Source organism: Gilliamella sp. B2838 (assembly GCF_026536185.1).
Classification (GTDB): Bacteria; Pseudomonadota; Gammaproteobacteria; order Enterobacterales; family Orbaceae; genus Gilliamella.
Genome location: NZ_JAFNOO010000016.1, coordinates 1 through 15,934, shown reverse-complemented (window position 1 = coordinate 15,934; position 15,934 = coordinate 1). Strand labels below are relative to the sequence as shown.

Below are 15,934 nucleotides of genomic sequence, written 5' to 3'. Positions count from 1 at the left end.
GGTTAAGGGCTTCATCACTGCTTACCTCTAATACCGATATTGCTGAGCCTAATGCTTCTATTGTTAATGTGTAACGATTATGGCTGATTGCACCATTAAGCCCATTACTCACACCTTTACCATATTGAGTAATAAGAGTGGCTATTCCTTTTTCCATATCCATATAATCCTCTCTATCAGATTCAGATCTTATGAATAAAGTTATATTCAAATATATGTTAAATGATTAACATTCTTTAAATTCACAATTATTCAGCATTATTTTCTTATTAAATCAGATGATTATTTTGCTAAATATTTAAAGCATCTGTATTAATTTAAATGTTATAAGCATAAAAAATACACTATATTAGATTACAAAATACCTATTTTTGAGTAATTTGCAATCACTTTGTTTATATTGAATTTTTAATTCAAAAAGCGATATTAAGCTAATTTAATAATATTAACTAATTGGTTAAAAATAAGTTAATCCTGCTGGATAAGTTTTTTTTACAAACACTTTTGTCTAGAATAATTAAATTCTCATATAATTTCATACTTAAACATCTAAATTTAGTTAAACTTATTTACAAAAATAACAATTATCATTGATATTAATTATATAATTTTTTTTGAGAATAAAAGCCATATACTTAATCATTACCTTAATAATCAACAAGCTACAAATCAATTATTAGCTTCATTAATAACTCTGATAGACCTTATTAAAAGATTGACTTATAAGTAATATTTATTTGACCAAAATACCTTTTTTCTTTAATTTCTTAGCCATTATGGGATTAATGCCTATACCTTCACAAAATATAAAAGCGATGATTTAGAGGCAATGATATGTTATATAACCAGCATCATGAAAAAGATAACTGCGGATTTGGTTTGATAGCCCATATTGAAGGGCAACCAAGTCACAAGGTGGTGCGTACAGCAATTCACGGATTGGCAAGAATGCAGCACCGTGGTGCCATTTTATCTGATGGTAAAACGGGCGATGGTTGTGGGCTTTTAATGCAAAAACCCGATCGATTTTTTAGGCTCGTAGCTGAAGATGCCGGATGGCGTTTAGCAACAAATTATGCTGTAGGCATGCTATTTTTAAGCCAAGACGAAGCCGAAGCCCAAGCTAGTCGTGAAATTGTTGAAGAAGAGTTAGCGGATGAAACTTTATCAATTTTAGGTTGGCGCGAAGTACCAATTGATAAAAGTGTGTTGGGTGAAATCGCCCTGTCATCACTACCAAGAATTGAACAAGTCTTTGTTAATGCGCCTGCGGGTTGGACAAAAATTGATTTAGAGCGTCGTTTATATATGGTTAGGCGTCGCATAGAAAAACGTGTGCAAGATGATACGTTTTATGTCTGTAGTTTTTCAAATCAGGTCAATATCTATAAAGGCCTTTGCATGCCCAAAGATTTACCTCGATTCTATTTAGATTTGGCAGATATTCGTATGGAAACAGCAATCTGTTTATTCCATCAACGTTTTTCAACCAATACTGTACCACGTTGGCCACTTGCCCAGCCATTTAGACATTTAGCCCACAATGGTGAAATTAATACTATTGAGGGCAATCGCCAATGGGCCAAAGCGCGATCTTACAAATTTAAAACGCCGCTTATACCTGACTTACAAAATGCAGCACCGTTTGTAAATGTAACGGGTTCGGATTCAAGTTCACTTGATAATATGCTTGAATTATTCCTTGTTGGTGGGATGGATATAGTGCGTGCAATGCGTTTACTTGTTCCGCCAGCATGGCAAAACAATCCGGATATGAATGAAGATCTGCGTGCCTTTTTTGATTTTAACTCTATGCATATGGAACCATGGGATGGTCCAGCAGGCATTGTTATGTCGGATGGTCGTTATGCTGCTTGTAACTTAGATCGTAACGGTCTACGCCCTGCTCGTTATGTTATTACCACTGACAAACTCATTACCTGCGCATCGGAAATCGGTATTTGGGATTACCAACCGGATGAAGTGGTAACTAAAGGGCGCGTTGGTCCGGGCGAATTACTGGTGATTGATACCGAAGAAGGTCGCATTTTACAATCGTCCGAAACCGATAACGATTTACAAAAACGTCACCCATACAAAGAATGGATGGCTAAGAATGTAAAACGTCTGATTCCAGTTGAAGATCTTCCTGATGATGATATCGGCTCTCGTGATTATGATGATACGTTACTGGCGACTTACCAAAAACAATTTGGTTATAGCAATGAAGAACTTGATCAATGCATTCGCGTTTTAGGTGAAAATGGTCAAGAAGCAACAGGCTCTATGGGCGATGATACGCCATTTGCGGTATTATCAAACCGTCCTCGCTTAATTTATGATTACTTCCGACAAAAATTTGCGCAAGTAACCAATCCACCTATCGATCCATTGCGTGAAGCGCACGTTATGTCACTTTCTACCAGTATTGGCCGTGAAATGAATGTGTTTGCCGAAGCGGAAGGACAAGCGCATCGTGTGGCATTTAAATATCCAGTTTTAGTGTATTCAGATTTTCAGCAGTTAACGACGTTAGAGTCAAAATACTATAAATCAGAAACGCTTGATATTACTTATGAAATTGATGGTAGCTTACGTGATGCAATTGAACAGCTTTGTGGTGATGCTGAAGCCAAAGTAAAAAATGGCACAGTATTGCTGATTCTATCAGATAAAAATATTGCAGCCGATCGCCTACCCATTCCTGCGCCAATGGCTGTTGGTGCCGTGCAACAACGTTTAGTTGAGAAAAATTTACGTTGCGATGCCAATATTATTGTTGAAACTGCAAGCTGTCGAGATCCACATCAGTTTGCAGTGTTACTAGGCTTTGGCGCAACTGCAATCTATCCATATTTAGCGTATGAAACTTTAGCGCAAATGGTTGATAAAGGTACGATTAATAAAACCTATCGTGAAGCCATACTTAATTATCGTAACGGGATTAATAAAGGTTTATATAAAATCATGTCCAAGATGGGCATTTCGACAGTCGCCTCTTACCGTTGCTCTAAACTGTTTGAAGCAGTTGGCTTACATAAGGATGTGGTAGAACTCTGTTTCCAAGGTGTCACAAGCCGAATTAGTGGTGCTAATTTTGATGATTTTGCTCAAGACCAATTCAACCTATCCAAAAAAGCGTGGTTACGTCGTAAACCATTAGAACAAGGTGGATTACTCAAATTTGTACATGGTGGCGAATACCACGCTTATAATCCAGATGTGGTGCAGTCATTACAAAAAGCTGTAAATAATGGTAGTTATGAAGAGTATAAGCGTTATGCCGATATCGTCAATAATCGACCAGTTGCTACATTACGTGATTTATTAAAACTTAATCCACCAGAAAGTGGGGCTATTGCACTCAATGAAGTCGAACCTGAAGAGGCTTTATTTAAACGTTTTGATTCCGCTGCGATGTCAATTGGCGCGTTAAGTCCTGAAGCGCATGAATCTCTTGCAACCGCAATGAATACGTTAGGTGGTTTTTCAAACTCTGGGGAAGGCGGCGAAGATCCTGCTCGTTATAACAGTATAAAAGTGTCACGCATCAAACAAGTGGCTTCTGGTCGCTTTGGCGTTACACCAGGTTATTTAATGAGTGCGGATGTGATCCAAATTAAAGTGGCACAAGGCGCAAAACCGGGTGAAGGTGGGCAATTGCCGGGTGATAAAGTCACCCCTTATATTGCTAAACTGCGTTTTTCAGTCCCTGGGGTAACATTAATTTCACCACCTCCTCACCACGATATTTATTCAATTGAAGATTTGGCACAACTTATTTTTGACCTGAAACAGATCAATCCAACAGCGATGATTTCAGTTAAATTAGTTTCGGAACCGGGTGTTGGAACAATTGCAACAGGGGTTGCTAAAGCTTATGCCGATTTAATCACGATTTCCGGTTACGATGGTGGTACCGGAGCCAGCCCATTAACATCTGTTAAATATGCCGGCTCGCCATGGGAATTAGGTCTGGTTGAAACGCAACAATCGCTTGTTGCCAATGGTTTACGTCACAAAATACGCCTACAAGTTGACGGCGGCCTTAAAACGGGTGTTGATATTGTAAAAGCCGCTATTTTAGGGGCGGAAAGTTTTGGCTTTGGAACGGGGCCAATGGTTGCCTTAGGCTGTAAATATTTACGTATTTGCCATCTTAATAATTGTGCAACCGGCGTTGCGACTCAAGATGAGAAATTACGAAGTGAGCACTATCATGGATTACCTGAAAAAGCGATGAATTATTTCCGCTTCATTGCTCGTGATACGCGTGAAGTTATGGCTGAACTAGGTGTTAGTCGCATCATCGACTTAATTGGTCGTACTGATTTGCTGTTAGAACTCGATGGCATAACAGCTAAACAACAAAAACTTGATTTATCAGGATTACTCAAAACAGCGACACCGCTTGAAGGTAAACCGGTATATTGTATTGAGGATAATAAACCGTTTGACAAAGGGCTACTTAATAAAGCGATCATCACCCAAGCACAAGAAGCGGTGGATAATCGTCAAAGCAAAAGTTTCTATTTTGAAATTCAAAATACCGATCGTTCAGTTGGGGCAAGTTTATCCGGCTATATTGCTAAAAAATATGGCGATCAAGGTTTAGTGACCGATCCTATCAACCTTAACTTTAATGGTACAGCCGGTCAAAGCTTTGGAGTATGGAATGCCGGTGGTGTGGATTTAACCCTTACAGGTGATGCTAATGACTATGTTGGTAAAGGCATGGCGGGCGGACGTATAGTCATTCGCCCCCCACAAGGTTCGGCATTTTTAAGCCATGAAGCAACCATTGCCGGTAATACCTGTTTATATGGTGCAACTGGCGGTAAATTATTTGCCGCAGGTCGTGCCGGTGAACGTTTTGCCGTACGTAATTCTGGTGCTATCAGTGTTGTTGAAGGCATCGGTGATAATGGCTGTGAATATATGACAGGCGGGATTGTTTGCGTACTTGGTAAAACAGGGGTTAACTTTGGTGCCGGTATGACTGGTGGATTTGCCTATATTTTAGATGCTGACGGTGATTTTCATAAACGTATCAATAAAGAGTTAGTCGAAATGCTAAATGTTGCTGATTATTCAATACATGAAGAGCACTTACGAGGCTTAATCATGGAGCATGCTCAACTTACTCACTCATCACGCGCTGAAGAAATTTTAGCTAATTGGCAAGATTTTGCTAAACAATTTGTTTTAGTTAAACCTAAATCGAGCGATGTAAAAGCGCTGCTTGGTCATCGTAGTCGTTCATCAGCAGAACTACGCGTTCAAGCACAGTAAGGAGAGCACGCAAATGAGTCAAAATGTTTATCAGTTTATCGATTTACAACGTGTCGATCCGCCAAAAAAACCGTTGAATATTCGTAAAATAGAATTTGTTGAAATTTACGAAGGATTTTCCCCTGCGCAATCTCAAGCCCAAGCCGATCGCTGTTTGGCTTGTGGTAACCCATATTGTGAATGGCGTTGCCCTGTGCATAACTATATTCCGAATTGGCTAAAATTAGTTAACGAAGGTAAAATTTTAGAGGCAGTTGAACTCTCTCATCAAACTAATAGTTTACCGGAAGTTTGTGGCCGTGTTTGCCCTCAAGATCGACTTTGTGAAGGATCATGCACCTTAAACGCAGAGTTTGGCGCTGTTACTATCGGTAATATTGAACGCTATATTACCGATGAAGCCTTTAAAATGGGCTGGAAACCTAACTTAACTAATGTTGAAAAAACGGGATTAAAAGTCGCCATTATTGGTGCGGGTCCTGCAGGACTTGCTTGCGCTGATGTTTTAGTACGTAATGGTGTAACACCGGTAGTTTTTGATCGTCATCCTGAAATTGGTGGGCTATTAACCTTTGGTATTCCTGCATTTAAATTGGATAAGGAAGTATTAATTAACCGTCGTAAAATTTTTACCGAGATGGGAGTTGAGTTTCGTCTAAATACCGAAGTAGGAAAAACAGTTCAATTATCTGAGTTACTTAATGAGTTTGATGCTGTTTTTATTGGAACAGGTACCTATCAATCAATGCGCGCAGGACTTGAAAATGAAGATGCTAACGGCGTTTATGATGCGTTACCATTTTTGATCGCCAATACTAAGCACATAATGCATCATGAACAAACTAAAGATACCCCATACATCGACATGAAAAATAAGCGTGTAGTTGTATTAGGTGGGGGAGATACAGCGATGGACTGTGTCCGCACTTCAATTCGCCAAGGTGCAACTAACGTGACTTGTGCCTATCGTCGGGATGAAGCCAATATGCCGGGTTCTAAACGCGAAGTCAAAAACGCCAAAGAGGAAGGGGTACAATTTCAATTTAATGTACAACCATTAAGTATAGAAATTAGCAATACCGGACACGTTACCGGCGTGAAAATGGTCAGGACTGAATTAGGTGAACCAGATGCTAAAGGCCGCCGCTCACCGGTTATTATTGAAGGTTCAGAATTTGTTCTTCCTGCTGATGCTGTAATTATGGCATTTGGCTTTAAACCCCATGCTATGCCATGGCTAGCCGAACATGGTGTTGATTTTGATGATAAAGGACGGATTATCGCTCCAGAAATGAAAGGTTATCAAACAACCAATGCCAAAATCTTTGCTGGCGGCGATGCAGTACGAGGCTCTGACTTAGTCGTCACTGCCATTAGCGAAGGACGCAAAGCAGCAGAAGGAATTTTAGATTATTTAGAAGTGTGATTGCGTTTTTAGATTAAATCCAAAGATTACCCCCACTTACGCAATGTTAAGTGGGGTTATTTTTTAGAAAATCTTTAATTATCGGTGTAATCGATAAGGTTCATCCATCGTGACAAAACTGTGTTCTTTTAACGCTGCATTTATCCAATCTTGAATACCTTTAGTATAACAAATCGTTTCAATGTAATTAGCTAAAGTTGAGCTTGTCTGAATATGATAATTTTTTAATCTTAAGCATAAAGGTGCATAAAATCCATCAGCTATACTAAAATCACCAAATAAATAGCGATCATTTGATTTGTTAGAAGATAAAAAAGACGTTAATAAATCATCTAAGAACAAGAGCTCTTTTTTAACTTCGGGGTGATCTCGTAAAATTATCTGCCCAACTTCTGGCAATTCAGCCTCGATATTCATGGGTAAATAATTTCGAATCGCTTGAAATCCCGAATGCATTTTTGCAACTAAGCTACGAGCCATTGCCCTACGTTTTATATCCGTTGGCCATAGTGCTAAATTGCGATGCTGTTCAGCTAAGTATTCACAAATCGCTAAAGAATCAGTAATGACAAGATCGTTATCAACAAGTATCGGAACAGTTCCAAATTTTGAAATGGATGATATCGTAGTTTTAAATATAGAATCTTCATCAAAACTATCGAATTTAACCAATTTTTCAGCAAAGGGAATATCAAAGTATTTCATCACCACCCAAGGCCGCATAGACCACGTAGAGTAGTTTTTATTGCCGATATAAAGTGTGTAATTCATTTTCAGCCATCCTTGGAATAAAGATTAAGTTTAGCTTTAGGCGCTAATCTTACTTAACCTTTTCATTAAGAATCTTAAACAATACACTTTATGAAGTTATAAATAAACCACATGCGTGCCTTTTTCAGGTTGGAAAGTCGCTTTACCAAACTCATCAAGAAAATAAGCAATATGATCAGTTTTATCACCCAATAAACGCCCTTTCACTTTATTCCAGGTCATTAGCACAATCATTGCATCGGGTTCACAGCAAATCAGCATAGGTTGTTCAAACTCTTCATTATAATAAAACTCGCCACCATATATTTTATGTGCGGTGAGTAATAGGTAGCATCCATACTCTTGAGCAATCATATTTAATTGTTCTTCAGGAATACTAAAGTTTTTTTCGGCAATTTCACTGATAATCATTTCTACAACAGTGATGCTCTTTTCAGAGTAATCAAGCTGATTAATGCTCCATGTTGGACTATGTAATATCGCATTTTGTGCCCATGCTTCTATTTCTTGATACAGTTCGTTTTTTTGTTCAGTCATTTTGATTTACTTCGCTAGATAATTGTTCAGATTGTTTGACAATTTGCCATGCATCTTCCATTTCTTCAAGTGTTGCGTCAATTAAATTGTGATTTTTTTGTTTAAGTAATAATTCTACCTGCTTAAAACGCCTTATAAACTTGTTATTGGCATTTTGTAAACATAACTCAGATTTAACTTTTAAATGTCTGGCTAAGTTAACGGTGGCAAAAAATAAGTCGCCAAGCTCTTCTTCAATTTTGGATTGATCTTGTGCGGTTTTATTCAATTCCTCTTCCACTTCGCTAAGCTCTTCTTTAACTTTATCAATAACAGGTTTTAACTCTACCCAATCAAATCCAACTGATGCACAGCGTTTTTGTATTTTTTCAGCTTTCATTAATGCTGGAATGGCGATGGGAATATCATCTAATAGTGAATATTGTGCTCGTTTATCACGTTCTTGTTGCTTAAGTTGTTCCCAATTTGGCTTAACAGTAGTATCATTTGAAAAGACATGGGGATGACGACTAATCAGCTTATCAGCCACAGAGAGACAGATATCATCAAAATTAAATAAACCTTGTTCATTTGCTAAGTCAGCATAAAAAACAATCTGAAACAGTAGATCACCCAGTTCATTTTTAAGTTCAGTCATATCTTTTTTTTCTATGGCATCTAAGACTTCATAAGTTTCTTCTAGAGTATATGATTTTAATGATTCAAAAGTTTGCTTACTGTCCCATTCGCAACCTTTAATTGGATTACGTAATTGTTTAGTAATAGCTTGTAAACGTTCTAATTGGTTCACGATATTTCTCACAAAGTAGTAATTGTTAAATAACATTGTATCAAAACAAAATAGTAATGTTTTAATAACTAAATAGTAAGCATCCAAAATTTAATAAAAATATTTCCATTTAAAAATAATGAATAAAAATTTAAAAACAATAAAATCACACAGATTTACACCCAAAATACACAATTAAGTATATAATACATTTAATTTCAACTTAAAAAACACTAAAAATATGAATAAACTACGAGAACTTACATTTAGAGGTATTATTCTTGGTGCACTGATAACAATGATTTTTACTGCATCAAATGTTTATCTGGGCTTAAAGGTCGGTTTAACTTTTTCATCTGCAATTCCTGCAGCTGTAATTTCTATGGCGATTTTGCGGTTTTTCCCTAATTCAACCATTTTAGAAAATAATATGGTTCAAACGCAAGCTTCTGCTGCAGGGACATTATCTTCAATCATTTTTGTTATTCCGGGCTTATTAATGATTGGTTACTGGCAAGGTTTTCCGTTTTTACAAACCTTTGCCATATGTGCTGCAGGAGGGATGTTGGGCGTATTATTTTCAATCCCATTGCGTCATGTTATGGTAGTAAAAAGCACACTACCTTATCCCGAAGGAATCGCCGCTGCGGAAATTTTAAAAGCTGGCTCAAAATCAGGGGATAACGATACCAATGAAGGGCTGAAAGATATTTTAGTCGGTGGGGTCATCGCTTCTGTAGTCAGCGTTTGTACCAATGGTTTTCGATTACTATCTGAAAGTATCTCTTATTGGTTTACCGGTGGTAAATCAATCTTTCAATTACCAATGGGTTTTTCGTTAGCTTTACTTAGCGCAGGTTATTTGATTGGTATTATTTCGGGTATTGCTGTGTTAGTTGGGACAATTATTGGTTGGGGATTTGGTATTCCTATTTTAAGTCTTATAACCGATTATGATACTAATGAGCCTTTATCTAAAATTGCTATGGGACTTTGGGCAAAAGACATTCGCTACATTGGTGCGGGTACAATTGCAATTGCTGCAATATGGACATTATTAACATTAATCAAACCAGTTATTGAAGGCTTAAAAATATCATTCAGCACTTTACGTTCTGATGTTTCAGCGAATGATATCGCCGAAACAGATCGCGATCTCTCGCCTAAATCAATCTTTTTGATAATGGGTGGGATACTAATTATCTTAATCGTGACTTTTTATTCATTTATTTCTGGCAGTGGGTTATCAACAGGCGTTGCATGGGCATTAGTATTTTGTGCAGTGCTATTTGCTTTTATTATGGGCTTTTTAGTTGCTGCCGCTTGTGGTTACATGGCTGGACTAGTTGGCTCGTCCGCAAGTCCAATATCAGGCATTGCCATTGTCGCAGCTATTGTAATTTCACTTATCTTATTAGGTTTAGGTGAAGCCAATGGTATGTTAGCATCCGTTGAAGGATCCAATTTTGCGACTGCGTTAGCACTATTTACTACCAGTTCAGTTTTAGCCGTTGCTTGTATTTCTAATGATAATTTACAAGATCTTAAAACAGGCTATCTTGTTAAAGCGACCCCTTGGAAACAACAGGTTGCTTTACTCATTGGTTGTGTGGTTGGTGCTATTGTTATCGCACCTATTCTTGAGATTCTCTATAACGCATATGGTTTTACTGGGGCATTACCACGAGCAGATATGGATCAGTCACAAGTGTTAGCTGCGCCGCAAGCAACCTTAATAACAACTATTGCCAAAGGAATATTCTCTCATCAACTTGATTGGACCATGATTATAATCGGTTTGGCGGTCGGTACAATGATTATCATCATTGATTTAATTTTAGCAAAATCAAAATGTCGCTTCCGTTTACCTGCATTAGCGGTGGGCTTAGGTATCTATTTACCGCCGACCATTACTATGCCAATCTTCGTGGGCACCATACTGTCGTGGTTAATTAAGCGTAGCGCTTATGCTAAAGCAAAAAAACAAAATTTAGATCCTCAAGCACAATATAAAAAAGTTGATCGTAAAGCGGCGTTAATTGCTTCGGGATTAATTGTGGGTGAAAGTTTAGTTGGTGTGTTATTAGCGGTAGTGATTGTTATCAGTATTGCCAGTGGCGGTAGTGATGCACCACTGGCTATATCGGCTGACTTAGGTACATTACCACAATATTTGGGATTAGCGGTATTTGTGGCGATCTGTTTGTACTTTATTCGTCGATCGTTAACAGCAATCAAACAATCATAATAGAACTAAATAAGGTTAAGCCCTTTAGCAATCATAAAGGGCTTTCATTTATCTGAAAGCCCTACCTACCTATCCCTCACATTGATATTGCAATCAATGATTTTCATGGTTATATCAACAATTTGTTGTGCAATTTTAGGCGTTAGATTATAAGGACTCATTACCATCTTGGTCATCCTATTTTGATTTTACTTGAACTTCAATTTTTGCTAGGATAGCGCATTTTATTTTGAATAATAGATCACTATATCATGATTATTTTTGATTCCATCCAAATTCGCCGAGGTGTTAATCTACTATTAGATAATGCTTCCGCTACTATTAATCCTAAACAAAAAGTGGGATTAGTTGGTAAAAATGGTTGTGGAAAATCCACCTTATTTTCGCTAATCAAAGGTGAAATTCAAGCAGATGGTGGTAGCTTGAGCATTCCTGCACAATGGCAACTTGCTTGGGTTAATCAAGAAACACCCGCTTTAGATGTGCCGGCTATTGAATATGCTATTGATGGGGATCGAGAGTATCGCCAATTAGAACAGAAATTAGCCATTGCTAATCAAGAAAATAATGGTGAACAAATTGCAATTATTCATGAAAAACTCGATACCATTGATGCTTGGTCAATACAGGCAAGAGCTGCAACACTATTACATGGTTTAGGATTTTCTAACGAACAACTTCTGTTACCGGTTAAATCCTATTCGGGCGGTTGGCGAATGCGACTAAATTTGGCACAAGCGTTAATGTGTCGTTCTGATTTACTGCTACTGGACGAACCGACCAATCACCTTGATTTAGATGCTGTAATTTGGCTTGAAAAGTGGTTAAGTAATTATCAAGGTACACTAATTTTAATCTCACATGACCGCGATTTTTTAGATCCGCTAGTGAATAAAATTATTCACATCGAACAAAAGAAATTATTTGAATACACAGGCAATTATTCCTCATTTGAAACACAGCGCTCAGCAAAACTGGCACAACAACAATCATTATACGAAAGCCAACAACAGAAAGTCGCTCATTTGCAAAGTTATATCGACCGTTTTAGAGCTAAAGCAACCAAAGCGAAACAAGCGCAAAGTCGAATTAAAATGCTAGAAAAAATGGAACTGATAGCACCGGCTCATGTGGATAATCCTTTCCATTTTAATTTTAAACCTTCTGAATTTTTACCAAGTCCATTATTGATGATGGATAAAGTGGTTGCCGGCTATGGAGATAAAATTGTCCTTGAAAAAATTAAATTGAATCTTGTGCCAGGCTCAAGAATTGGTTTATTAGGACGCAATGGAGCGGGTAAGTCGACCTTAATTAAATTATTAGCGGGCGAACTACAACCTAAAGAAGGCCATATTAATTTAGCCAAAGGTGTTCAATTAGGCTATTTTGCTCAGCATCAGTTAGAGTATTTGCGTGGTGAAGAATCGCCACTTTGGCATCTAACCAAACTTGCTGATCCTAAAATAACAGAACAAGAACTACGTAACTATTTAGGTGGTTTTGATTTTCATGGTGATAAAGTCAATGAACCTGTAAAAACATTTTCAGGCGGTGAAAAAGCGCGATTAGTGTTAGCATTAATTGTTTGGCAAAAACCCAATTTATTGTTACTTGATGAACCCACTAACCATTTAGATTTAGATATGCGTCAGGCATTAACCGAGGCGCTTATTGATTTTGAAGGAGCTTTAGTTGTTGTATCACATGATCGTCATCTATTACGTTCAACAACTGATGAGTTTTATTTAGTCCACAATCATAAAGTCGAACCATTTAATGGCGATCTTGATGACTACCAAAAATGGCTTGCTGAAGAACAGAAAGCTGAAAATCAGCCTGAACCCGATCAAGATACGGCTAAAAAAGATAGTGTTCAAAATATTTCTTCGCAAGAGCGCAAAGAACAAAAACGTCGTGAAGCGGAATTAAGATCACAAATGCAGCCAATAAAAAAATTGTTGCAAAAAGAAGAGCAAGTTCTTGAACACCTGACAAAACAATTAAAAGCGATTGAAGAACAATTAGCTGATCCAACTATTTACGAAACAGAAAATAAATCACAATTAACCGAATTATTACTTAAACAGAGCCAACTTAAAGGTGATCAAGAAGAATCAGAGATGAAATGGTTAGATTTACAGCAGCAACTAGAAGATTTTAACTGTGAGGTTTAATATTGTTTTTCGACCTTTTATTTTTGCTAATTAACATATAGCCATAATAATCTTTACTAAAAGAGCAACATTGAAACGCATTTTATTGTAAAGGACTAATTTTGAATATTGTAATAAAAGCAAACTCGCACACAAATATATCCTTGTTTGGTTGCTGTTGACTAAAGCAACCAATACAAAAGCAAATGATGTAAAAGATAAAATAAGATCGCCTTATGAAAGGTAGTCTTATACTTTATCCTTAGTAAAAAATAGAAATAGTTAAACAAATCAAATTGTATTGCTAAAAATAATTTATTGAATTTGTCTTGGTAATTTACTCATCTAATACCAACATTCCTTTTCGATGAATTTTTAGATAAAATTCATCGCCGTCTTTTGGCTTTAAATTAAATGGAATTAACTTTTAAAAGTAAGATTTGATCATGCCAGTTAACTGAAATCTCATACAAAGACACCCTGCATACAATATTTTCGGCATGATATTTTTGGCAATCTTCAGCTTTTTTGGTCATCAACTCAATAGTTTCTAGTCAATACCAACAATACACTGTGTTGATTTAAGTTTGATTTGATCTTGGCATTTCAGCTTTTAATCTAAAATTGAAATATAATCATAGTGATAATATGCTAAGAAAATATTAGCACATCCATAAAAATTAGTTTTTGATAAACCTAAATAGTTGGTAGCAAATTCCGTAACATCCCATCATCGGTATAACACAAGTCTAACAACAACAGTCAGGGTAATAATTGATAATAAAAGGTTCGACCTATAACCATTATATGCTTAGCATATTCTAGCACTATGCGGTGCATAAATTACCCCCAAATGCCGCATTAACTCCAACAGCAATACCTAATAAAATTGCGTTAAAAATAACTCGAATAAATAGATCGTTGATAAAATATTAATAAATTGAAACGGTATAAATTTTTCTGTCCATGAACATCGTCAAAATATAGCCGGAGTTGGGTATACGGCACATACTAATATGGTAATTGTTATTATTGTTTTAATGACAAAGCAATCACCTTCCATTCCCTAAAAGCCAGCAAACTTATGCATCATCATCATTTCAAACCAAAAAATATTATTGCATAGCCTATACGAGGATAACAAACCATAAGATGGTTACAGTCAATACCATACAAAATAATGTATAAATAGCATCAAAATTAAAAATTTGATTTAAAACATAAAGTTAATTACACCATTATGAGCTATAAAAATATTTTTAAGCGAAGATACTTAATGAGAAGAGTAGCTAGTAGAAATATACTAATGAAGTAAAAATAGACAAAAAACTAAATGCAGTACAAATCATATCTGTCGGTGATGAACAAATTCACCTTTATGTTTATCCTATCATTTTATCGAAAGGATAAAACGTTGACGTGGATCCAAACAAGGCTATCTACGTCATTACATTTAAATAGCGAATAAAAAATAGTAATTGTTATTTTTAAGGCAGATTTTTTGCATAAAAAAAATCACAGAATAATTTCTGTGATTTTTGTTGTCATTGAATTAAAAATATTCAAATAAATTAGCTTTTTTCTACTTGGCTAAAATCAAGTTCAACAGGTGTTGAACGACCAAAAATAGAAACTGAAACTTTTAGGCGACTTTTTTCGTAATCAACTTCTTCAACCACACCATTAAAGTCAGCAAATGGCCCTTCATTAACACGCACAAGCTCACCCGGTTCAAACAACGTTTTAGGACGAGGTTTGTCACCGACTTGTTGTAAGCGGTTCATAATTGCATCAACTTCACGTTGACTGATCGGTGCTGGTCTATCCGATGTACCACCAATAAAGCCCATTGTTCTTGGTACACTTTTGACCAAATGCCAAGTCGCATCGTTCATTATCATTTCAACTAGTACGTAACCTGGGAAGAATTTACGTTCACTCTTACGGCGTTGACCACTTTTCATCTCAACGACTTCTTCTGTAGGAACTAATACTTCGCCAAATGCGTCTTCCATATTATGTAATTTGATATATTCACGTAATGATTGTGCAACACGCGCTTCATAACCTGAGTAAGCTTGAATGACATACCAACGTTTTTGTTGTGCTTCGCTCATATTAACGTCCTATTGATGTTAAATAAAAGACTATTGAACGGAATAAAGAATCCATTCCCCAAAGTGCTAAGCCGACAATCACAGTAATTGCAGCAATGAGTAAAGTTGTTTGTACGGTCTCTTTACGTGTTGGCCAAACTACCTTTCTTAGCTCTTTTCTAGATTCTTGTAAAAACACATAAAATGCCTTACCTTTATTTGTTGTAAAGGCAATAAATAAAGTTAACAACGAAATTACAACAACCGCAATAATTCGTACAATAGTATTTGGTTGATATATATCATTAGGTCCAGCAAAATAGAAATTCCCCCAGACAATAAACGCAATCAGTACTAGAACTAAACCCCATTTGAATTTGTCTAGATTCGTGTTTGTATCTTGACTCTCGTTACTTACTAGCATATAAAACCTATGATTATGTTATTTATAATAATATCTATTTTCCAAAATGCTCTTTAAAGAAAAACATTTTGCTAAACAGACTAGATAAGAAAGGGTATCAAACGACACCCTTCTTATTGTCGCTAGTGTATAAAATTATTTAATAACTTTAGCAACAACACCCGCACCAACAGTACGACCACCTTCACGAATCGCAAAACGTAAACCTTCTGCCA

The 15,934-nt window shown here is 36.5% G+C and carries 9 protein-coding genes and 1 pseudogene; 4 read left to right on the top strand and 6 right to left on the bottom strand.

Annotated features, from left to right (window positions below; translation table 11 throughout):
• Nucleotides 1–834: 834 nt before the first annotated feature.
• On the top strand, nucleotides 835–5,292 hold the full coding sequence (gltB, locus tag J3U63_RS12625) for a glutamate synthase large subunit (protein WP_267371716.1): 4,458 nt from the start codon (nucleotides 835–837) through the stop codon (nucleotides 5,290–5,292).
• A gap of 13 nt (nucleotides 5,293–5,305) precedes the next feature.
• The gene (locus J3U63_RS12620) at nucleotides 5,306–6,718 is read left to right on the top strand and encodes an FAD-dependent oxidoreductase (protein WP_267333823.1); all 1,413 of its coding nucleotides are present in this window, start codon (nucleotides 5,306–5,308) and stop codon (nucleotides 6,716–6,718) included.
• A 78-nt stretch (nucleotides 6,719–6,796) separates the two neighbouring features.
• Here the strand turns inward: J3U63_RS12620 and J3U63_RS12615 are convergent, their stop codons facing one another.
• The 3 genes from J3U63_RS12615 to mazG form a co-directional block, all read right to left on the bottom strand.
• A complete protein-coding gene (locus tag J3U63_RS12615) occupies nucleotides 6,797–7,489 on the bottom strand; it encodes a glutathione S-transferase family protein (RefSeq protein WP_267344649.1) in 693 nt (230 codons plus the stop codon).
• A gap of 96 nt (nucleotides 7,490–7,585) precedes the next feature.
• Nucleotides 7,586–8,026: a hypothetical protein gene (locus tag J3U63_RS12610; protein WP_065633257.1), complete on the bottom strand. Its 441-nt coding sequence runs from the start codon at nucleotides 8,024–8,026 to the stop codon at nucleotides 7,586–7,588.
• The gene (gene mazG, locus J3U63_RS12605) at nucleotides 8,019–8,816 is read right to left on the bottom strand and encodes a nucleoside triphosphate pyrophosphohydrolase (RefSeq protein ID WP_267371713.1); all 798 of its coding nucleotides are present in this window, start codon (nucleotides 8,814–8,816) and stop codon (nucleotides 8,019–8,021) included. The genes J3U63_RS12610 and mazG overlap by 8 nt, the downstream gene beginning before the upstream one ends.
• Before the next feature lie 220 nt (nucleotides 8,817–9,036).
• On the opposite strand from mazG, the gene J3U63_RS12600 reads away from it, so the two are divergent.
• Nucleotides 9,037–11,043: an OPT family oligopeptide transporter gene (locus J3U63_RS12600; protein ID WP_267371711.1), complete on the top strand. Its 2,007-nt coding sequence runs from the start codon at nucleotides 9,037–9,039 to the stop codon at nucleotides 11,041–11,043.
• 251 nt (nucleotides 11,044–11,294) lie between these two features.
• Nucleotides 11,295–13,220 (top strand): ABC transporter ATP-binding protein, encoded by a 1,926-nt coding sequence (locus J3U63_RS12595; RefSeq protein ID WP_267371709.1) that lies wholly within the window; start codon nucleotides 11,295–11,297, stop codon nucleotides 13,218–13,220.
• 1,550 nt (nucleotides 13,221–14,770) lie between these two features.
• Here J3U63_RS12595 and nusG read toward each other — a convergent pair.
• From nusG to J3U63_RS12580, 3 genes and pseudogenes are all read right to left on the bottom strand, one after another.
• Nucleotides 14,771–15,316, bottom strand: a complete 546-nt coding sequence (gene nusG / locus J3U63_RS12590) for a transcription termination/antitermination protein NusG (RefSeq protein WP_065633261.1) — start codon at nucleotides 15,314–15,316, stop codon at nucleotides 14,771–14,773.
• A 1-nt stretch (nucleotide 15,317) separates the two neighbouring features.
• Nucleotides 15,318–15,719: a preprotein translocase subunit SecE gene (secE, locus tag J3U63_RS12585; RefSeq protein WP_065633262.1), complete on the bottom strand. Its 402-nt coding sequence runs from the start codon at nucleotides 15,717–15,719 to the stop codon at nucleotides 15,318–15,320.
• Between the two features lie 135 nt (nucleotides 15,720–15,854).
• Nucleotides 15,855–15,934, bottom strand: a pseudogene (locus J3U63_RS12580) (elongation factor Tu); the annotation flags it as partial.